This is a genomic window from Paenibacillus sophorae (assembly GCF_018966525.1).
Classification (GTDB): domain Bacteria; phylum Bacillota; class Bacilli; order Paenibacillales; family Paenibacillaceae; genus Paenibacillus_AQ; species Paenibacillus_AQ sophorae.
On sequence record NZ_CP076607.1, the window covers coordinates 1392842 to 1412666 of the forward strand.

Below are 19825 nucleotides of genomic sequence, written 5' to 3' on the forward strand. Positions count from 1 at the left end.
TTTTCTTAACCCGGCAATTCGATTATATTGAAATGAGGGAAAAATGAAGCGGACTTCATATACATAGATTCGGACGATAAGATGAAGGTGGTAACGATGATGAAGAAGTGGCGTATTGCTGCGAAAATGATATTTTTGCTGCTGCTGTGTATGCTTGTTATCCCTCCGGGAACAATGTTTGCGGCAGGAAATCTTTTGCAAAATCCGGGATTTGAGGAAACGGCATCGGGCGCCCCCGCCTCCTGGACGAGGGATGTATGGGTGCAGGGCGATCAGGCAAGCCTGCTGTCTGTGGAATCTGCGGATGTCCACTCCGGCAATACAGCGGCCGCCGTAGAGAATATGCAGCAGAATCATGCTAAATGGATTCAGACCATCACCGTAAAGCCGGGCACCCATTACCGGATTTCCGGCTGGGTTAAAGTGGTGAACGCGGGAGCGGAAGGCATCGGGGCCAATATTTTCGTAGTCGGCGTTAGCGGGGGGTATCCGAGCACCAAAGACACCGGCGGTGGCTGGCAGCAGCTTCAGTTCATAGGTAAGACAGGCTCCGGGCAAAAGGAAATAGGAATCGGCGCAGCCCTTGGCGGCTATGGGAATTTGGCCGTGGGCAAGGCGTATTTTGACGATTTATCCGTGGAGGAGCTTGACTCCGCCCCTGCTGGCGTTCCGGTAATCTCGCTTGATCCGGGGACCGCCCAGGCCGGGACGGCAGGGAAGCCGGTAAAAATATCATCCAAAGATATTTTGTTCTTTTCCGCACTCTTCGCCTGCCTCTTCGCTTGGGTTTACCGGACCGCACTGCGCAGCAGGCGTCTGCTCAGACGGGAGAGCTATGACTACGGCGCGTGGCTGTGGATTGTCCTTTCCGCGGCGTTCCTGCTGCGTCTGTGGCTTGGCTGGACTTCGCAGGGTTACATGAACGACATGAAGACTTTTATGTACTGGGGCCAGCGGCTGGCGGAGGTCGGTCCGGGGCGCTTCTATCAGGAAGGCATTTTTGCGGATTACCCTCCCGGGTATATCTATATATTGTATCTTCTTCATCTCATTCATCAGGGCCTGGGCTTAAACCCGGATTCTTCTGGGGAGATGCTGCTGTTTAAGCTGCCGGCGATCTTATCGGATATCGCTCTCGGTTGGCTGATTTACCGGATTGGAAGCAAAAAGCTGGGCGGCGGCATTGCGCTCGGCCTTGTCATTCTATATTCGTTTAATCCGGCCGTACTGACGGATTCGGCGGTGTGGGGGCAGGCGGACGCCTTTTTCGTGGTGTTTCTGCTGCTCAGTATTTTGGCCGTCTCGAATAAACGCCTTGCCGCTTCCGCGCTCTGGTTCGCTGTGGCTACGGCGGTGAAGCCGCAGGCTCTGATTTTTACGCCGGTACTGCTGTTTGCCTTCATCCATTACCGGGCGTGGAAAGAGCTGCTGAAAGGAGCGGTGTACGGGCTTGTTGCTTTTACCTTGATTACACTGCCGTTCTTTTGGGGCAACGGAGGGCTTGGCGGTCTGATCGACCTTTACAAAAGCACGCTGTCTTCCTATCCTTATTCCACTGTCAACGCTTTTAACCTGTACATGCTCATCGCTCCGACCTGGTCGCCGATTGACCAAATGTGGCTCGGCATTCCTTACCGCGCCTGGGGCAATATTTTTATTATAGCCGCAGTAGCTTTGGCCGCGTTGTTCTCGTTCCGCAAAGACAAAAAAGACCTGTCCAAGTCCTTCTTTATCGGTCTGGTTTTAATTGTGGTCATGTTTGTGGTTGGAACCAAAATGCATGAACGGTATATGTTCCCGGCGATTGCCTTAAGCTTGTTCGCCTTTATGGCAATCAAGGACCGGAGGCTGCTGACGCTGTTCTTCGGCCTGAGTCTGACCCAATATGCCAATGTGGCGTATGTGCTGTTACATCTGAATGCGGGACAAAATCCCGGTTCGGACGGCATCGTCCTTGTTACCTCAATCGCCAACGTCGGGCTGCTGCTGTACATGCTGTATATCGGCTGGGATATGTATTTCAGGGGAAGGGTGCTGACGCTGGCTCCTGCGCATACCGATAAGCAGAACCGTGAGACCGATCTGGCGCTCGTCGGGAAACTCCGTCCGGATAACCTCCTGCAGGGAAGCGCTGTTCCCCGTATGAAGCGCAGTGACTGGCTGTGGATGGCGGCTATTACGGTCCTTTATGGAGCGCTTGCCATGGTCAATCTCGGTTCGACCCGTTCGCCGGAAACGGTATGGGCGCCTTCGGCCGCGGGCGAAAGCTTCTATGTCGATTTGGGCGCCGCGAAGCAGCTGGACAAAGTAAGAATATTCGGCGGCGTGGGCACCGGTGAATTCACGCTGGAATTCGGCGACTCGCCGCAAAGCTGGTCTGGACCCATCAAGATTAACGAGGATGTCGGCAACGTCTTTATCTGGAAAAGCCAGCAGCTTAACGCCATGGCACGGTATGTCCGAGTGGTCGTAAATAACCCGGGTTTCTACTTGCATGAGGTCGCTTTCTATGAGCAAGGAAACGCGTCGCCGCTGGCCATCGCCGGAGTGTCACCCGATACAGGAGGAACTCCTAAAAAAGGCGAGCCGTCGAACCTGTTCGACGAGCAGCAGCTTATTCCAGCTAATTCGGGCTTTATGAACAGCACTTATTTTGATGAAATCTATCATGCGCGCACCGCATATGAATATGCCCATGGCATCGTTCCGTATGAGAATACGCATCCGCCGCTGGGCAAACTTCTGATTTCCGTCGGGATGGCGCTGTTCGGCGTTAATCCTTTCGGTTGGCGGATCGTCGGCACGGTATTCGGAATTGCCATGCTGCCTATTATGTATGTAATGGCGCTTCGGCTGTTTGGGCGGACTCGCTATGCAGCGCTTGCGGCGGGGCTGTTCGCGCTGGATTTCATGCATTTTACGCAGACCCGGATTTCTACCATTGATGTGTACGGCGTCTTCTTCATCATGCTGATGTTCTACTTCATGCAGCGTTACTCGGCAATGAATTTCTACCGCCTTCCGCTGCGCAAGACGCTGTGGCCGCTCTTTTGGTCGGGCCTGTTCTTTGGCATCGGGGTTGCCTCCAAATGGATCGTGCTGTATGGAGGGGCGGGGCTCGCCATAATGCTCGGCATTTCGCTCTTTGACCGGTACCGGCAGCACAGGGCGGCCCGGCGCGTGCTTGCCTTGGGCAAGCGGGCGGACCCGGAACTGTCAGCCGCTTGCCAAGAAGCCGCGCGAACATTCTGGAGCAGAAGCGTTATTACTCTTGCCTCCTGCATTATCTTCTTTATTGTTATTCCGGCCGTGATTTACAGCTTGTCGTTTATTCCTGTGCTGTCTGTCACACCGGAAGGCTATACGTTTAAAGGATTGCTCGAAGCGCAGAAGAATATGTACGACTACCACAGCCAGCTTGTGGCTACCCATCCGTTCTCTTCCCAGTGGTGGCAATGGCCCTTTATGAAGCGTCCGGTATGGTTCTTCAGCGGGGGAGAAGGACTGCCGGCAGGCCAGGCCAGCAGCATCGTAACGATGGGCAATCCGCTGATCTGGTGGACGGGGGTGTTTGCCATCCTCGCCGTCCTGCGGCTGACGCTGAAACGCAGGGAAAAACCGCTTTACGTCATTTGGATCGGCTATTTTTCCCAATACATTCCCTGGATGCTCGTTCCGCGCGAGACGTTCCTTTACCATTATTTCGCGATGGTTCCGTTCATGATACTGGCGCTGGTCTATATGCTGAAGCTGTCGGACAGCGTGTTTCCGGAATCCCGGTCGAGAGTCATTCGTTATGTGTATGTCGCTGCTGCCGCGCTGCTCTTTATCATGTTTTATCCCGTTTTGTCGGGCATGCGGGTTAGCGGGGATTACGTGACAGGCTTCCTGCGCTGGTTCCCGACTTGGGTCTTTTAGGGTTATGGCCGTCTACAATTTAGGAGGAAAAGAAATGAAAGCCAGATACAGCGTGATCGTCCCGATGTATAATGAAGAAGAAGTGATCTCTCATACGTACAAGCGTCTGAAGGAAGTCATGGACCGCAGCGGAGACGCATATGAGCTGATCTTCGTGAACGATGGAAGCCGGGACCGCTCAGCCGATATGATCCGGGAGATTGCAGACCGGGACGGTCATGTGAAGCTGATTGACTTCTCGCGGAATTTCGGCCACCAAGTCGCGATAACCGCAGGCATGGATTATGCACGGGGGGAAGCGGTCGTTGTTATCGACGCCGATCTTCAGGACCCTCCCGAAGTCATACTTGAGTTGATTGCCAAATGGAAACAGGGATATGAAGTGGTGTATGCCAAACGGCTGAAGCGCCACGGCGAAACATTGTTCAAAAAAATCACCGCCAAGCTGTTTTACCGCCTGCTGAGCAGTATGACGAGCGTGGATATTCCAACCGATACGGGCGACTTCCGCCTGATCGACCGCAAGGTGTGCAACGTTTTGCGCGAACTCAAGGAGAAGAACCGCTATGTCAGAGGGCTTGTCAGTTGGGTCGGTTTCCGCCAGACGATGGTGGAGTATGTCCGCGAGGAGCGCTTTGCCGGGGAGACCAAATATCCGCTCAAAAAAATGATCCGGTTTGCGCTCGACGGCATCACGTCTTTTTCGCACAAGCCGCTCAAAATCGCTTCTTACCTTGGGTTTTTGCTTTCGTTTTCCAGCTTTGTCTTTTTGTTCTTCGTGTTGATGCAGAAGTGGTTTACTTCCCGCACGGTGCCCGGCTGGGCTTCCATCGTCGGCGTGAACCTGCTGTTTAACGGAATTGTACTTATGATCCTCGGGGTAATCGGCGAATATATCGGCCGGATATACGATGAATCGAAGGACCGGCCGCTTTACATTGTCCGCGAGGCGGTAGGCTACAGAAACCTGAAGGAGGAGGAAGCCGAGCTCTTTCGGGAGAAAGCCGGACAATCACGGGAGGATGTACCTTATGAATAACAATAATGTGCGCGGCGATATCCTCCAGTTCGTTAAATTTAATATTGTCGGTCTTCTGAATACATTGGTAGATATGGCCGTGTTCGCGCTGCTGACTTCGCTCGGGCTCTTCTATGTCGTTGCCCAGGTCATCTCCTATGGTGCGGGAACGGCCAACAGTTTTATTTTGAACAGTAAAATAACGTTCAAGGACCGGCAGCGGAGCAAGGAAGAAGGCTTCATTCATAAGCAGCTCCTGAGGTTTATTGCATTGAATCTGTTCGTGCTGTGCATATCTCTGCTGCTGATGAGTGTTCTAATCGGCCGTCTTGGATTGCAGGAGCTGCTGTCGAAGGTATTGGTTACGTTTGTTACGGTCATCATCAATTTTTTTGGCAGCAGAAAATGGGTGTTTGTGAAGCCAAAGCAGTCTCTGCCTGTCTCCGGTGAGGCAATCTCCGGGGCGGAAGCGGAGCGACGATAGAGGGTGAAGATTATGCGCAAGCTTTCTTATATCATAATTATCGCTGGCGTTCTGCTGATCCTGTATCCAAAGACGAGCGAATGGTTAGAAGATTGGCAGCAGCAGAAGCTGCTGAAGGAAGCGGAGCAGAGTTTTGAACAAAGCGCGGAGAAGGCTCAAGATTCGGTCGATCCCGATCTGCGGCTCAAATATGCCAAAGTGACACAGCTGCTTGCCGAAGAATCGGCCTTGGACGAGCAGTCGCAGCTCGCAGAGGATAAAGGCGGTTCAGACGGAGACGAGAAAGCGATCGCGCTGATTGAGATCGATAAAATCGATGTCAAACTTCCCGTGCTTGAAGGAGCCACCAAAGCGAATATGCGGCATGCGGCCGTGCATTTGACCGAGACCGCTCCGCTTGGAGAAATCGGGAATGCGGCTATCGCCGCTCACCGCGCCCATACCAAGGGAAGACTGTTCAACCGTCTGAATGAGGTGAAGATCGGTGATACGATTTCCGTTAAGACCAAAGGGAAAGTCTATAACTACACGGTCTATGATATCTCGATAGTCGAACCTACTGATGTGTCCGTGCTGGAAGGCAGTAACAAAGACCGCATCCTTACGCTCATCACATGCGATCCGCTGATTAATCCGACTCATCGGCTAATTGTGCACGCAAAGCTCCCGTGACTGTGGCGGAAATATGTAAAAATAGGTAATCATACAGGTATATTTTCCTAGTTTTCTATTGATAATTCAGATAAATATGGTAATCTAATATTAGAAAAGCTAAACACGATAACGGCAAACCTATCGAAAGATTGGGACGCAAAGCTAGAGGGCCTTCCCGTAAGGATGGCAGCCAGCTACCGAATGAAGAAGCTTTTTTTGTTTAACTCACAAGTAAAATTTTAGAATATTTACCTATTATTTGAATAGATGAAACTTGCACGACAATGGCAAACCTATCGAAAGGTAGGGACGCAAAGCTAAAGGGCCTTCCCGCGAGGATGGCAGCCAGCTATCGAAAGGAGTTTTATCCGTGAAGAAGTTTTATTTTTGGCTTCTTATATTATTTACAGTAGCCACTTCCGTTCCAGTTACCCCGGCAGCCGCCGCGAGCGGCAGTTCCGAATGGCTGGACACTTCGAATTTAAGCCAAGGTGTTGTTGGCATTCAATATAACGCTCCCCAGGGCAAGCGCACTAAACTGATGATTACCAAGAACGGCAGCAGTTATACCTACAACCTCTTCGCATCAGAGCCCAATGAGTCCTTCCCGCTTCAGCAAGGCAGCGGCTCCTATAAAGTTTCCATCCTTGAGAATACCAGCGGCAACAAGTATAAAGTGGTTTATTCCGATTCTATCGACCTTTCGATGAGCGAACCTAACGCCGTATATCTGAGCTCGGTGCAGAACGTTAAATGGAACCCGTCCGACAGAGCGATCCAAAAAGCGAAACAACTCACCCAGAATACCGACACTGACAAAGAAAAAGTAACCGCCATTTATAACTACATCGTCTCCAATGTAAAATACGACTACGCCTTAGCAGCCAACGTATCTACCGACTATGTGCCGAACATCGACAGAACGCTTGCAAGCAAAAAAGGAATCTGCTACGACTATGCTTCCCTCTTTGCCGCTATGCTCCGCAGTGTGAACGTTCCCGCTAAGCTTGTGATGGGTGAGAGCAGCTATGTATCTCAATACCATGCATGGAATGAAGTCCTCATCGATGGGCAGTGGGTGACTATTGATACGACGGTAGACGCCGGTTTGGGAAAGAGTAATAAAGCGGTCTCCCTGATTAAAAGCGCCAGCAAATATACCGGTGCGAAGTATTATTAAGCAACTGACGGCTTCATGCAATAAATGAACAATCCGCTTAAATAATAAGTGGATTGTTTTTTTTGTATTTTGGGTATTGCCATATCCTCAGAGAAGAGGTATTATAGATAAGTCGTCCTCGGGAGACACAAGCCTTTGCCGACAAGATAAAATAAACTTTCAAAAAAAGCTTGCGTTTCTGTAGAGTGTATGATATATTATAAGAGTTGCTGCTGAGACATTAAGTTGAACGGCAAACAAGTTTGATCTTTGAAAACTGAACAACGAGTGAGTGGGAATTCGCTTCTAGCGAGTTCCAAAAGAGATGGATTTCACAGCGTGGTTCACGCTTTGGAAAGGCCATCATGAGAATGCAAATTCTCGTCAGATGTTTCAACATGAGCTAATCGCTCTATCGATAAACTTTTCGGATGGTTGTTTTCTTGGAGTGATTCGAGGGAGTAACCGCACGAAAAAACCTTATTGGAGAGTTTGATCCTGGCTCAGGACGAACGCTGGCGGCGTGCCTAATACATGCAAGTCGAGCGGAGTATTTTTGAGAGCTTGCTCTCAAAAATACTTAGCGGCGGACGGGTGAGTAACACGTAGGCAACCTGCCCCTTGAACTGGGATAACTACCGGAAACGGTAGCTAATACCGGATAATTCCTCTTGGCACCTGCTGGGAGGCTGAAAGGCGGAGCAATCTGCTGTCAAGGGATGGGCCTGCGGCGCATTAGCTAGTTGGTGGGGTAACGGCTCACCAAGGCGACGATGCGTAGCCGACCTGAGAGGGTGAACGGCCACACTGGGACTGAGACACGGCCCAGACTCCTACGGGAGGCAGCAGTAGGGAATCTTCCGCAATGGGCGAAAGCCTGACGGAGCAACGCCGCGTGAGTGATGAAGGTTTTCGGATCGTAAAGCTCTGTTGCCAGGGAAGAACGTCTCTTAGAGTAACTGCTAAGAGAGTGACGGTACCTGAGAAGAAAGCCCCGGCTAACTACGTGCCAGCAGCCGCGGTAATACGTAGGGGGCAAGCGTTGTCCGGAATTATTGGGCGTAAAGCGCGCGCAGGCGGCTGTTTAAGTCTGGTGTTTAAACCATGGGCTCAACCTGTGGTCGCACTGGAAACTGGGCAGCTTGAGTGCAGAAGAGGAAAGTGGAATTCCACGTGTAGCGGTGAAATGCGTAGAGATGTGGAGGAACACCAGTGGCGAAGGCGACTTTCTGGGCTGTAACTGACGCTGAGGCGCGAAAGCGTGGGGAGCAAACAGGATTAGATACCCTGGTAGTCCACGCCGTAAACGATGAGTGCTAGGTGTTAGGGGTTTCGATACCCTTGGTGCCGAAGTTAACACAGTAAGCACTCCGCCTGGGGAGTACGGTCGCAAGACTGAAACTCAAAGGAATTGACGGGGACCCGCACAAGCAGTGGAGTATGTGGTTTAATTCGAAGCAACGCGAAGAACCTTACCAGGTCTTGACATCCCTCTGAATCGTCTAGAGATAGGCGCGGCCTTCGGGACAGAGGAGACAGGTGGTGCATGGTTGTCGTCAGCTCGTGTCGTGAGATGTTGGGTTAAGTCCCGCAACGAGCGCAACCCTTGACTTTAGTTGCCAGCAGGTGAAGCTGGGCACTCTAGAGTGACTGCCGGTGACAAACCGGAGGAAGGTGGGGATGACGTCAAATCATCATGCCCCTTATGACCTGGGCTACACACGTACTACAATGGCCGGTACAACGGGAAGCGAAGCCGCGAGGCGGAGCCAATCTTATAAAGCCGGTCTCAGTTCGGATTGCAGGCTGCAACTCGCCTGCATGAAGTCGGAATTGCTAGTAATCGCGGATCAGCATGCCGCGGTGAATACGTTCCCGGGTCTTGTACACACCGCCCGTCACACCACGAGAGTTTACAACACCCGAAGTCGGTGGGGTAACCCGCAAGGGAGCCAGCCGCCGAAGGTGGGGTAGATGATTGGGGTGAAGTCGTAACAAGGTAGCCGTATCGGAAGGTGCGGCTGGATCACCTCCTTTCTATGGAGAATCGTTTCCCGCAGCGGAAACATTCAAATCGGAAGCTTAGCTTCCAAAACTCAGGTTTAGGCCTGTTGCTCACTCGTTGCTCAGTTTTGAGAGCTCAAACTCTCAAAAGCAAGAACTTGATCCTTGAAAACTGGATACCGAAACGAAAATTGCGTTTTAGAACATCTTTTAGCTGAGCTTGTGTCAAGCGATTGAACAAGTGAAGTGAAAGTGCTTAGTTGGTTAAGCTAGTAAGAGCACACGGAGGATGCCTAGGCGCCAGGAGCCGAAGAAGGACGTGGCGAACAACGAAAAGGCCTCGGGGAGCTGTAAGCAAGCGTTGATCCGGGGGTGTCCGAATGGGGAAACCCGGCTGTGGTAATGCACAGTCACTCCTGCCTGAATTCATAGGGTAGGTAGAGGCAGACCAGGGGAACTGAAACATCTAAGTACCCTGAGGAAGAGAAAACAAGAGTGATTCCGTCAGTAGCGGCGAGCGAACGCGGAACAGCCTAAACCGAAGAGCTTGCTCTTCGGGGTTGTGGGACGTCTCCCATGGAGTTACAAAGGAACGGTTTAAGCGAAGAGGTCTGGAAAGGCCCGCTAGAAGAGGTAAAAGCCCTGTAGCTGAAAAATCGTTCCCTCCGAGACGGATCCCGAGTAGTGCGGGGCACGTGAAACCCCGTATGAATCCGGCAGGACCATCTGCCAAGGCTAAATACTCCCTGGCGACCGATAGTGAAACAGTACCGTGAGGGAAAGGTGAAAAGCACCCCGGAAGGGGAGTGAAATAGTACCTGAAACCGTGTGCTTACAAGAAGTCAGAGCCCATTTTAGGGGTGATGGCGTGCCTTTTGTAGAATGAACCGGCGAGTTACGTTTAACGTGCAAGGTTAAGGCGAGGAGCCGGAGCCGCAGCGAAAGCGAGTCTGAATAGGGCGACGAAGTACGTGGGCGTAGACCCGAAACCGTGTGATCTACCCCTGTCCAGGGTGAAGGTGCGGTAACACGCACTGGAGGCCCGAACCCACGCACGTTGAAAAGTGCGGGGATGAGGTGGGGGTAGCGGAGAAATTCCAATCGAACTCGGAGATAGCTGGTTCTCCCCGAAATAGCTTTAGGGCTAGCCTCGGATTTGAAGTCGTGGAGGTAGAGCACTGATTGGGTGCGGGGCCCGCAAGGGTTACCAAGCTCAGTCAAACTCCGAATGCCATGGACTTACGTCCGGGAGTCAGACAGTGAGTGCTAAGATCCATTGTCAAAAGGGAAACAGCCCAGACCATCAGCTAAGGTCCCCAAGTGTGTGTTAAGTGGGAAAGGATGTGGAGTTGCACAGACAACCAGGATGTTGGCTTAGAAGCAGCCACCATTGAAAGAGTGCGTAATAGCTCACTGGTCGAGTGACTCTGCGCCGAAAATGTAACGGGGCTAAACACACCACCGAAGCTATGGCTTGATGCTTTGCATCAGGGGTAGGGGAGCGTTGTATGCGGGTTGAAGGTTGACTGCAAGGACAGCTGGACTGCATACAAGTGAGAATGCCGGTATGAGTAACGAAAAGATCAGTGAGAATCTGATCCGCCGAAAGCCCAAGGTTTCCTGAGGAAGGCTCGTCCGCTCAGGGTAAGTCGGGACCTAAGGCGAGGCCGACAGGCGTAGTCGAAGGACAACAGGTTGATATTCCTGTACCACCATAATCCGTGATGAGCAATGGGGGGACGCAGGAGGGTAGTGACGCGGACTGATGGATGTCCGTCCAAGCAGCGAGGCTGGTGTATAGGCAAATCCGTACACCATAAGGCTGGGCTGTGATGGGGAGCGAAAATTGTAGTAGCGAAGGTCATGATCTCACACTGCCAAGAAAAGCCTCTAGCCAGGAGAAGGTGCCCGTACCGCAAACCGACACAGGTGGGCGAGAAGAGAATTCTAAGGCGCGCGGAAGAACTCTCGTTAAGGAACTCGGCAAAATGACCCCGTAACTTCGGGAGAAGGGGTGCCTCGGTAGGGTGAATAGCCCGAGGGGGCCGCAGTGAAAAGGCCCAAGCGACTGTTTAGCAAAAACACAGGTCTGTGCGAAGCCGCAAGGCGAAGTATACGGGCTGACGCCTGCCCGGTGCTGGAAGGTTAAGGGGAGCGGTTAGGGGTTAAACCCGAAGCTGTGAACCGAAGCCCCAGTAAACGGCGGCCGTAACTATAACGGTCCTAAGGTAGCGAAATTCCTTGTCAGGTAAATTCTGACCCGCACGAATGGCGTAACGACTTGGGCGCTGTCTCAACGAGAGATCCGGTGAAATTTTAATACCTGTGAAGATGCAGGTTACCCGCGACAAGACGGAAAGACCCCATGGAGCTTTACTGCAGCTTGATATTGAACTTGGGTACGATCTGTACAGGATAGGTGGGAGCCTTGGAAGCCGGAGCGCCAGCTTCGGTGGAGGCATCGTTGGGATACCACCCTGATCGTATCTAGGTTCTAACCTGGTACCCTAAGCGGGTACGGGGACCGTGTCAGGCGGGCAGTTTGACTGGGGCGGTCGCCTCCTAAAGTGTAACGGAGGCGTCCCAAGGTTCCCTCAGAATGGTTGGAAATCATTCGAAGAGTGCAAAGGCAGAAGGGAGCTTGACTGCGAGACCTACAAGTCGAGCAGGGACGAAAGTCGGGCTTAGTGATCCGGTGGTACCGCATGGAAGGGCCATCGCTCAACGGATAAAAGCTACCCTGGGGATAACAGGCTTATCTCCCCCAAGAGTCCACATCGACGGGGAGGTTTGGCACCTCGATGTCGGCTCATCGCATCCTGGGGCTGAAGTAGGTCCCAAGGGTTGGGCTGTTCGCCCATTAAAGCGGTACGCGAGCTGGGTTCAGAACGTCGTGAGACAGTTCGGTCCCTATCTGTCGTGGGCGTAGGAAATTTGAGAGGAGCTGTCCTTAGTACGAGAGGACCGGGATGGACGTACCGCTGGTGCACCAGTTGTTCCGCCAGGAGCATGGCTGGGTAGCTACGTACGGACGGGATAAGCGCTGAAAGCATCTAAGCGTGAAGCCCCCCTCAAGATGAGATTTCCCAAGTTAGTAAGACCCCTTGAAGACGACGAGGTAGATAGGTTGGAGGTGGAAGTGCTGCAAAGCATGGAGCTGACCAATACTAATCGGTCGAGGGCTTATCCAAAATAACGCAATGTTTCGTTTCGATCCAGTTTTCAGGCGATCAAGCCTGAAGAACGCTGCAACATTCATCCGCACCGGAAGGTGAAGGACCGAATGTCTCGCGGCAGCATTTGTTTCACAAATGCCCGTTTGGTGGCGATGGCGGAGGGGTTCCACGCGTACCCATCCCGAACACGACCGTTAAGCCCTCCAGCGCCGATGGTACTTGGACCGAAGGGTCCTGGGAGAGTAGGACGCCGCCAAGCACATGAACCACTGCTGAGATTTCAGCAGTGGTTTTTTGTTTTTTCTCGAAAACACGAATTTGACTGGAGCAGGAAGGAATATAACATACCGTCGATATGTTTTGAAGTTCCTGGACCTGACACTGTTTTTCTTTGCTATAATGGTTCAAGACGGAAAGGAGCGAGCTATGAAAGCATTGATACTAGCGGAGAAGCCGTCAGTTGCGCGCGAGATTGCGCGGGTGATGGGCTGCCGCGAGAAGCAGAAGAGTTATATGGAAGGACCGGGGTATATTGTGACCTGGGCGCTCGGCCATCTGGTGGGTCTGGCGGAGCCCGAGGATTATGATCATAAATTTGCGACATGGGCGCTGGAGGATCTGCCGATTCTGCCCGATCGGATGAAGCTGAAGGTGCTGCGGGAGACGGGCGGACAGTTCAAGGCGGTTCAGCATCTGATGAAGCGCCAGGATGTCGGCGAGCTTATTATCGCGACGGATGCGGCGCGGGAGGGGGAACTGCTGGCGCGGTGGATTATGACCATGGTCCAGTGGAAAAAGCCGTTCCGGCGGCTGTGGATCTCATCCCAGACGGATAAGGCGATTATGGAAGGCTTTGCGTCGCTTAAGCCGGGCCGGGAGTTCGACCGGCTGTATGATTCGGCGCGCTGCCGCGCCGAGGCCGACTGGATGGTCGGCCTGAATGTAACGCGGGCGCTGACCACAAAGTTCGGCGCGCCGCTCTCGGCTGGCCGCGTACAGACGCCGACGCTCGGCATGATCATGGACCGGGAACGGGAAATTATGAATTTCCGGTCGCAGGAATTTGATACGCTGACGGCGGACTTCGGCAATTTTCAGGCGCAGTGGAGAGCAAGCGGGGGAGACGGCCGGATTTTTGACAAGGACAAGAGTGCCGCGCTTGCCAAGCGCCTTGAGGGACGGAGCGGCACCCTGGTTAAGGTGCACAAGAGCGAGAAGAGCGAGCCGCATCCGCTCGCATACGATTTGACGGAACTGCAGCGGGATGCGAACCGCAAATTCGGCTTTTCGGCGAAGCAGACGTCGAGCGTGCTTCAGCGGCTGTATGAGCAGCATAAGCTGGTCACGTATCCCCGGACAGACAGCCGGTATTTGACAGCGGATATGACGGGGACGCTGAAGGAACGGCTGGACAGCGTGGCGGTTGGCCCCTATGCGCCGCTGGCGCGGCCGCTGCTGCGCAAGCCGCTGAACATTACGAAGCGGATTGTAGATGACAGCAAGGTAAGCGATCACCATGCGATTATCCCAACAGAGCAGACAGTGCTGCTGAATCAGCTCAGCGCGGAGGAGCGGAAGCTGTACGATCTGATTGTTCGGCGGTTCATCAGTCTATTCTATCCGCCTGCAAGGTACGATGCGGTAGCCGTTACGGTTACGGTAGACGGGGAAACCTTCACGGCGAAGGGAACGACCGTCACGGATGCCGGTTGGCGGGAAGTCTACGGCGGCGATCTGAGCGCGGACGAAGACGAGAAATCCGAGTCTGGAGGAGGCGAGGCGGAGGGCCGCGGAGTGACGCTGCCGGAGCTGCGGCAGGGCGACTCGGTATTGATCCGCCGCTGCATGCTGCGCGGCGGCCGAACGCAGCCGCCGGGACGCTATAACGAGGCGGCGCTGCTGACGCTGATGGAGAAGCACGGCCTTGGGACGCCGGCGACCCGCGCCGACATTATCGAGAAGCTCGTATCGTCGGATACGATCGAGCGGCAGGGCAATGTCCTGCATCCGACAGGCAAGGGCAAGCAGTTGATCGAGCTGGTCTCCCCGCAGCTTCGCACTCCGGATTTGACGGCCCGATGGGAGGCCGAACTGGAGCGGATTGCCCGCGGCCAAGGGAAGGCGGAGCCATTCCTCCAGGGCATACGCGGCATGGCGAAGGAACTCGTCGCAGAGGTGAAGAACAGCGATTCGGAGTACAAACCGCACAATGTCTCGAACAGTCATTGTCCGCAGTGCGGCACTCGGCTGCTGGAGAAGAGGTCGAAGCGCGGCAAGCTGCTCGTCTGCCCGGCCGATGACTGCGGGTATACCCGCGCCGGAGAGAAGCGGCTGTCGAACCGCCGATGCCCGCAGTGCCACAAGAAGATGGAGCTGAAAGAAGGCAAGGCGGGACTATTCGTGCAGTGCCTTGGCTGCGGCATTACGGAAACGGTGAACAAGGACAGCAAGCACATGAACAAGCGCGAGCAGCAGAAGCTTGTGCAGCAGTACAGCAAGTCGGAAAGCATAGGCACAAGTCTGGGAGATCTGCTAAAAGCCGCAATGGAAGGTAAAAAAGACGGGAAATAACGGCGCCGATAAGCGCTTAAGACCCAGGCGTAAGTGAAAGTAAAGCTTAAGGAATCAAGAAGAGGCCAAGAACGAAACCCGTTCTTGGCCTCTTTGCGCTGCGGGCGAACCGGAGCTTTATGCTCCAGGTTAAGCGTGGGGTATAACGGCATATTCATTCCCGTCTTAAGCCGGTCTATTCAAAATGCTCCAGCACGATCTTTCCTATGGTCCGGCCCGTTTCGATCATTGTATGGACTTTGCGCAGATTAGACGCGTTGATCGGCTCCAATTTTTCCGTCATGGTCGTGCGAAGGGTTCCAGCGTCAATCAGTCGGGCGGTCTCATTCAGCAGCTCATGCTGATTGATCATATCCGGAGTTTCGTATAACGAACGGGTGAACATGAATTCCCACACGAAGGTCGCGCTTTTATTTTTGAGCAGGTCCAGATCAAGCGAATGGTCGGTCTCGACAATGGAACAAATCTTCCCTTGAGGGGCGATGGCTTCAGCCATTTGCTCCCAGTGCTGCTCGGTGCTGTTCAGGCAAAAAATATAATCCGCCTGCGGAATCCCTAAGGCATTCAATTGCGGAAGGAAAGGCTCGTAATGATTGATGATATGATCGGCTCCCAGACCCTTTGCCCATTCGGATGATTCGGAGCGAGAGGCGGTGCCGATTACCGTTAATCCGGCGTTTTTGGCGAGTTGGATTAGGATCGAGCCCACGCCGCCGGCGGCGCCGATAATGAGCAGGGATTGTCCGGCGTTGGCCTCTTTGCCCGGCGATACACACAGGCGGTCGAACAGTCCTTCCCATGCGGTAATCGTCGTCAGCGGCAGTGCAGCCGCCTGGGCGAAATCGAGCGTTACCGGCTTTGTGCCGACGATCCGTTCATCGACTAGATGATATTCGCTGTTCCCGCCCTGACGATTAATGCTGCCTGCATAGTATACTTCATCCCCCGGTTTAAACAGCATACATTCCGGTCCAACCTGTTCGACGACTCCGGCAACATCCCATCCAAGAATTTTTGGCGCCTCTTCCACCTTGTCCTTCGGGGCCCGAACTTTGACATCGACCGGATTCACAGAAATGGCTTTAACCTTGACGAGCAGGTCTCTGGCGGCAGGCAGCGGCTTTTCCATTTCAAGATCGATCAGGCTTTCCGGTTCAGAGATTTCGAGATACTTGTAAAGTCCCACGGCTCTCATCATTGGTTTGCTGCTGTTCATATGTGCTCCATCTCCCTAAAAATTTTTTTGTGTGCCAACAGAAGAAATGTCCTATAATTAATTTAAACAATCGGTCGCAAAATGATAAGTACGCACATTAATGTTATGTAGTATCCATATTGATACCTAGGGGGATTTGTATGCGGAACCGTAAAGTTGGATATGGCGAATGTCCGAATGATCTGGGCTGTCCGGTAGAATATACGCTGGATGTGATCGGAGGCAAATGGAAGGGCGTTCTGCTGTACCACCTGATCGAAGGGGCCAAGCGGTTTAACGAGTTCAGACGGATATGCCCGGCCATTACCCAAAGAATGCTGACCCTGCAGCTGAGAGAGCTGGAAGAGGATGGCGTGATCCATCGCGAAGTGTATCATCAGGTGCCGCCCAAGGTTGAATACTCGCTAACGGAGTTCGGTCGGACGCTGATTCCGATTATTTTGCTGATGCGCGATTGGGGCGAGGTGTATAAAAAAAGACCCGGCTCCAGTGACGGACAGCTTCCCTCCACAAAATAACGAATTAGTAATCGAATCAGTACACGGGCGAATCATCACCCGAAACTTTCGAAGGGTTAACGCGTCCCAGTATAAATAAGGAAAGCAGCAGATGTCCGGGTATAGAGCGGAAAGATTGACAAGGCAGGTCATTAAACGAGGGATTGGGTGATTCCAAGTGGCGTTAAGACAAGCGAAAGCGTTAACACAGGCGGCTGCAGCTCCGGCGGGTATCCGAAGCGGGCGGTTGTTTTTTCTGGTGATTGTTTTTTTATTCTGGTTCTCCTCGTATATTTACGTTCCAGTGCTTTCACCTTACGTTGAGCATCTAGGCGCGTCCTACTTCATGGTAGGCATGGTGCTAGGTGTTTACGGCCTGATGCAGATTTTGTTCCGGATGCCCATCGGGATCGGTTCGGACTATCTTAACCAGAGGCGGCCGTTCATATGGTTGGGGCTGATCGCAAGCGGTGCCAGCTGCCTGCTGTTTTTGCTGGGGCCCTATCCCGGCTGGGCGCTTGCAGGGCGCGCCGTATCCGGCATTGCGGCCAGCGCATGGGTCGTGTACAGCGTTATGTACGCCGGGTATTTTCCAAAGGAGGAGGCCGGCAGGGCAATGGGAATGCTTCAGTTTACGATGGTAATCGCCCAGTTGACCAGCATGATGCTCAGCGGTTACATGGTGGAGCATTGGGGCTGGAATGCCCCGTTCTGGGCCGGAGCCGTCGTTGCTGCGCTGGCGCTTCTGATTGGACTGCGTTTGCCAGAGAGGCATGAAGTACGCGGAGAAACCGCGATTAAACTGGGCGAGCTGGTGCCGGTCATGCGGGAACCGATGCTGGTAAAAGTATCTCTGTTGTCGGTACTGGCCCACTGCGTGCTGTTCATTACGATGTTCGGATACACGCCCAATCAGGCGCTGAATCTCGGAGCCGACAAAGAAAGCCTGGGCTGGCTCACACTGGCGTTCATGCTGCCGCACGCGGCGGCGACGCTGCAAGGAGCGCGGATATTCGGGAGATGGCTGGGCGACCGCGGCACGCTCGTGCTCGGTTTTGCCGGAAGCGCATTGTTCACGCTGCTCATCCCGGCAATGCCGAGCTTCGGGGCGCTGTGCGCCACCCAGATCGGTAACGGATTTATGCAGGGGCTGATCTTTCCGCTGCTGCTCGGCAAGTCGGTGTCGGATATCCATCCGCACAAGCGGGCGACGGCGATGGGATTCTATCAGGCGGTATATGCGCTGGGAATGTCGGGCGGTCCTTTTGTCGCGGGCTGGATGAGCGGGCTGTATGGATTGAGGGGAGGTTTCTGGCTAGGGGGGATTGCCGCCGGCTGCGCCGCGCTGCTCTCTTTCGTTTGGCTTAGGGAAAAAGAGCGGGCAAGTGTCAAAATAGGCGCCTGAGTCCAGCTGTGAATAAAAGATTGGAGCATGTCCGCCTGCAAAGGACGATAGCGTAAGTAAAGCCGGGAAAACAGGCGTTTAGAGGCGCGGGCCTTGTTGGTTTTTTGCCTGAAGGAGAATATAATAAAAGTATAGGACGGTAAAGGAAGGGAGCTTGGAATGGTCAAGCTTGTGACGTTATGGTTTGCGGTCATTAATATTATCGGTTATATGGTCATGTCGGAGGACAAGGATAAAGCCCGAAACAGACGGGAGCGGGTGCCCGAGAAAACGCTGTTTCTGCTGGCGGCGATCGGCGGGGCTCTCGGCGTGCTTACGGCCATGTACCGCAGACGCCACAAGACGCGGCATATGTCCTTTGTAATCGGCATTCCGCTGCTGCTGCTCCTGAACGTCCTGATATACAGCTATTTTTTGCAATAAATTCTTTCATCGGCAAGTTAAACCAAAAAAAGAGGTGGCGCACATGTTATTCTCTAAAATCTTGCTCGCCTATGACGGCTCGAAAGCAGCCAACAAAGCGTTGGATCGTGCGGTCGAGTTGGCTAAGGTAACGCCGGGGTCCTCCCTGCATGTCGTACACGCATTTGAATTTCCGCGGTTTTTTATCGGGGAAGCTCTCGCGCCTCTGCCGGCTTCGGTCAACAAGGATTACTATGATTTGGCGGTGCAGACGACGGAAGAAGTGAAGAAACGGCTTGAAACGGAAGGGCTTAACGCAAAAGTCGAGCTGCTGCAAGGTTCGCCTGCGGAGACCATTCTGAAGTACGCCAAGGATAACGCCGCGGATATTATAGTAATCGGCAGCCGGGGCCTAGGCGGTATTCGCGAGTTCGTGCTCGGCAGTGTCAGCCATAATGTGGTGCAAAGTGCGAAGATTCCGGTGCTGGTCGTAAAATAATACTTTGGTGACAAGGAACGCTTCGGCGTTCCTTTTTGTGTGCGAGTTAGAAATAGAGGCGACACTATTCAAGACTTCGTGGTTTAAGAACCCGGGGTCTTTTTTTATGCGCTGAAATCTTATATACGCTAAACGCGGAGCAGTCAAAGATGAAAGGGAATGCGGTTGTTATATTATATGACTTGATATGTATCATTATATTACGTATATTCGACAAAACATTCTATGTAATGACACAATTATATTCAATTATATCTTGGTATAATCAAATATAATAAAACATACACAATGAGTTCGAAAATAATGTTAACGTGGATGATATTTATATTTAATTATCTTCAAATAGAAAAATGTGTGGTGACGAATTTGTGAATGTAAGATCCTTGAAAATACGAATCTTGATAGGGCTGTTAATCATTGCACTGATTCTTCCTTCGGCCTATTTATTGGAAAAGCTGTCCCGGGATAAAGGGCTCGAGTCAGGTTCGATCATTAAAGTGCAGGATAAGCTTTCCGGTTCGCTGGTGTCGCTTATGGGCGTGGATGTGCTGAAATCGCTGATGAATCAACAATATCCCGGCGATCCAGGTGCCAAGGGGCCAACGCTGCTCTATGCGATCGGCGCGTCTGGATTAAGCGGCTATAGGCAGGTGGAGGTAAAGGGCTTGAAAGAGGGACAACTGTTTCTGGCGGATCAACAAAGCTTGAGTCAGTCCTATGTGCTGGCCTTTAATGAACACGGAACGGTGGATCTTATTGATCTAAAATCCCAGGGTCCGCCGATTGTTCAAGATGTAAGAGAAATTAACAAGATTGAATAAA

Annotated in this window: 12 protein-coding genes, 3 rRNA genes and 2 riboswitches; of the genes, 14 read left to right on the forward strand and 1 reads right to left on the reverse strand. The window is 52.8% G+C overall.

Annotation, left to right across the window (positions count from 1 at the left end; translation table 11 throughout):
* The first annotated feature begins 81 nt into the window (after positions 1-81).
* From KP014_RS06595 to KP014_RS06635, 9 genes are all read left to right on the forward strand, one after another.
* Positions 82-3918 carry a phospholipid carrier-dependent glycosyltransferase gene (locus tag KP014_RS06595; protein ID WP_246590654.1) on the forward strand — a complete coding sequence of 1279 codons (3837 nt, stop codon included), beginning with the start codon at positions 82-84 and terminating at the stop codon, positions 3916-3918.
* A gap of 34 nt (positions 3919-3952) precedes the next feature.
* A complete protein-coding gene (locus KP014_RS06600; RefSeq protein ID WP_036590271.1) occupies positions 3953-4957 on the forward strand; it encodes a glycosyltransferase family 2 protein in 1005 nt (334 codons plus the stop codon).
* Positions 4950-5420, forward strand: coding sequence for a GtrA family protein (locus KP014_RS06605; RefSeq protein WP_063619441.1), 471 nt, complete (start codon positions 4950-4952; stop codon positions 5418-5420). The genes KP014_RS06600 and KP014_RS06605 overlap by 8 nt, the downstream gene beginning before the upstream one ends.
* A 12-nt stretch (positions 5421-5432) precedes the next feature.
* Positions 5433-6092, forward strand: a complete 660-nt coding sequence (locus KP014_RS06610) for a class D sortase (protein ID WP_036590269.1) — start codon at positions 5433-5435, stop codon at positions 6090-6092.
* Positions 6093-6195: 103 nt separating this feature from the next.
* A riboswitch (cyclic di-GMP riboswitch) is annotated at positions 6196-6276 on the forward strand.
* A 74-nt stretch (positions 6277-6350) separates the two neighbouring features.
* Positions 6351-6431: riboswitch (cyclic di-GMP riboswitch) on the forward strand.
* A gap of 13 nt (positions 6432-6444) precedes the next feature.
* A complete protein-coding gene (locus KP014_RS06615) occupies positions 6445-7254 on the forward strand; it encodes a transglutaminase-like domain-containing protein (protein WP_036590267.1) in 810 nt (269 codons plus the stop codon).
* 459 nt (positions 7255-7713) lie between these two features.
* Positions 7714-9270 (forward strand): 16S ribosomal RNA (locus tag KP014_RS06620).
* 229 nt (positions 9271-9499) lie between these two features.
* A 23S ribosomal RNA gene (locus tag KP014_RS06625) occupies positions 9500-12428 on the forward strand.
* A gap of 127 nt (positions 12429-12555) precedes the next feature.
* A 5S ribosomal RNA gene (gene rrf / locus KP014_RS06630) occupies positions 12556-12672 on the forward strand.
* Together the 16S, 23S and 5S rRNA genes form the textbook arrangement of a ribosomal RNA operon.
* A gap of 167 nt (positions 12673-12839) precedes the next feature.
* Positions 12840-14984 carry a DNA topoisomerase III gene (locus KP014_RS06635; RefSeq protein ID WP_090834419.1) on the forward strand — a complete coding sequence of 715 codons (2145 nt, stop codon included), beginning with the start codon at positions 12840-12842 and terminating at the stop codon, positions 14982-14984.
* Between the two features lie 175 nt (positions 14985-15159).
* Here KP014_RS06635 and KP014_RS06640 read toward each other — a convergent pair whose 3' ends face one another.
* Positions 15160-16200: a zinc-binding alcohol dehydrogenase family protein gene (locus KP014_RS06640; protein WP_036598144.1), complete on the reverse strand. Its 1041-nt coding sequence runs from the start codon at positions 16198-16200 to the stop codon at positions 15160-15162.
* Between the two features lie 140 nt (positions 16201-16340).
* Between KP014_RS06640 and KP014_RS06645 the strand changes: the two genes are divergently transcribed.
* From KP014_RS06645 to KP014_RS06665, 5 genes are all read left to right on the forward strand, one after another.
* Positions 16341-16718 (forward strand): winged helix-turn-helix transcriptional regulator, encoded by a 378-nt coding sequence (locus tag KP014_RS06645; protein WP_036598143.1) that lies wholly within the window; start codon positions 16341-16343, stop codon positions 16716-16718.
* A 157-nt stretch (positions 16719-16875) separates the two neighbouring features.
* On the forward strand, positions 16876-18102 hold the full coding sequence (locus tag KP014_RS06650) for an MFS transporter (protein ID WP_090834418.1): 1227 nt from the start codon (positions 16876-16878) through the stop codon (positions 18100-18102).
* A gap of 159 nt (positions 18103-18261) precedes the next feature.
* Positions 18262-18525: a DUF1294 domain-containing protein gene (locus KP014_RS06655; RefSeq protein ID WP_036598142.1), complete on the forward strand. Its 264-nt coding sequence runs from the start codon at positions 18262-18264 to the stop codon at positions 18523-18525.
* Positions 18526-18568: 43 nt separating this feature from the next.
* Positions 18569-19003, forward strand: coding sequence for a universal stress protein (locus tag KP014_RS06660; RefSeq protein WP_036598140.1), 435 nt, complete (start codon positions 18569-18571; stop codon positions 19001-19003).
* A 383-nt stretch (positions 19004-19386) separates the two neighbouring features.
* A complete protein-coding gene (locus tag KP014_RS06665; RefSeq protein WP_216700469.1) occupies positions 19387-19824 on the forward strand; it encodes a hypothetical protein in 438 nt (145 codons plus the stop codon).
* Position 19825: the final 1 nt, after the last annotated feature.

Coding starts and splice junctions, on each gene's coding strand:
- KP014_RS06595 (WP_246590654.1), top strand. CDS start 82: ATGAAGGTGGTAACGATGATGAAGAAGTGGCGTATTGCTGCGAAAATG.
- KP014_RS06600 (WP_036590271.1), top strand. CDS start 3,953: ATGAAAGCCAGATACAGCGTGATCGTCCCGATGTATAATGAAGAAGAA.
- KP014_RS06605 (WP_063619441.1), top strand. CDS start 4,950: ATGAATAACAATAATGTGCGCGGCGATATCCTCCAGTTCGTTAAATTT.
- KP014_RS06610 (WP_036590269.1), top strand. CDS start 5,433: ATGCGCAAGCTTTCTTATATCATAATTATCGCTGGCGTTCTGCTGATC.
- KP014_RS06635 (WP_090834419.1), top strand. CDS start 12,840: ATGAAAGCATTGATACTAGCGGAGAAGCCGTCAGTTGCGCGCGAGATT.
- KP014_RS06640 (WP_036598144.1), bottom strand. CDS start 16,200: ATGAACAGCAGCAAACCAATGATGAGAGCCGTGGGACTTTACAAGTAT.
- KP014_RS06645 (WP_036598143.1), top strand. CDS start 16,341: ATGCGGAACCGTAAAGTTGGATATGGCGAATGTCCGAATGATCTGGGC.
- KP014_RS06655 (WP_036598142.1), top strand. CDS start 18,262: ATGGTCAAGCTTGTGACGTTATGGTTTGCGGTCATTAATATTATCGGT.
- KP014_RS06660 (WP_036598140.1), top strand. CDS start 18,569: ATGTTATTCTCTAAAATCTTGCTCGCCTATGACGGCTCGAAAGCAGCC.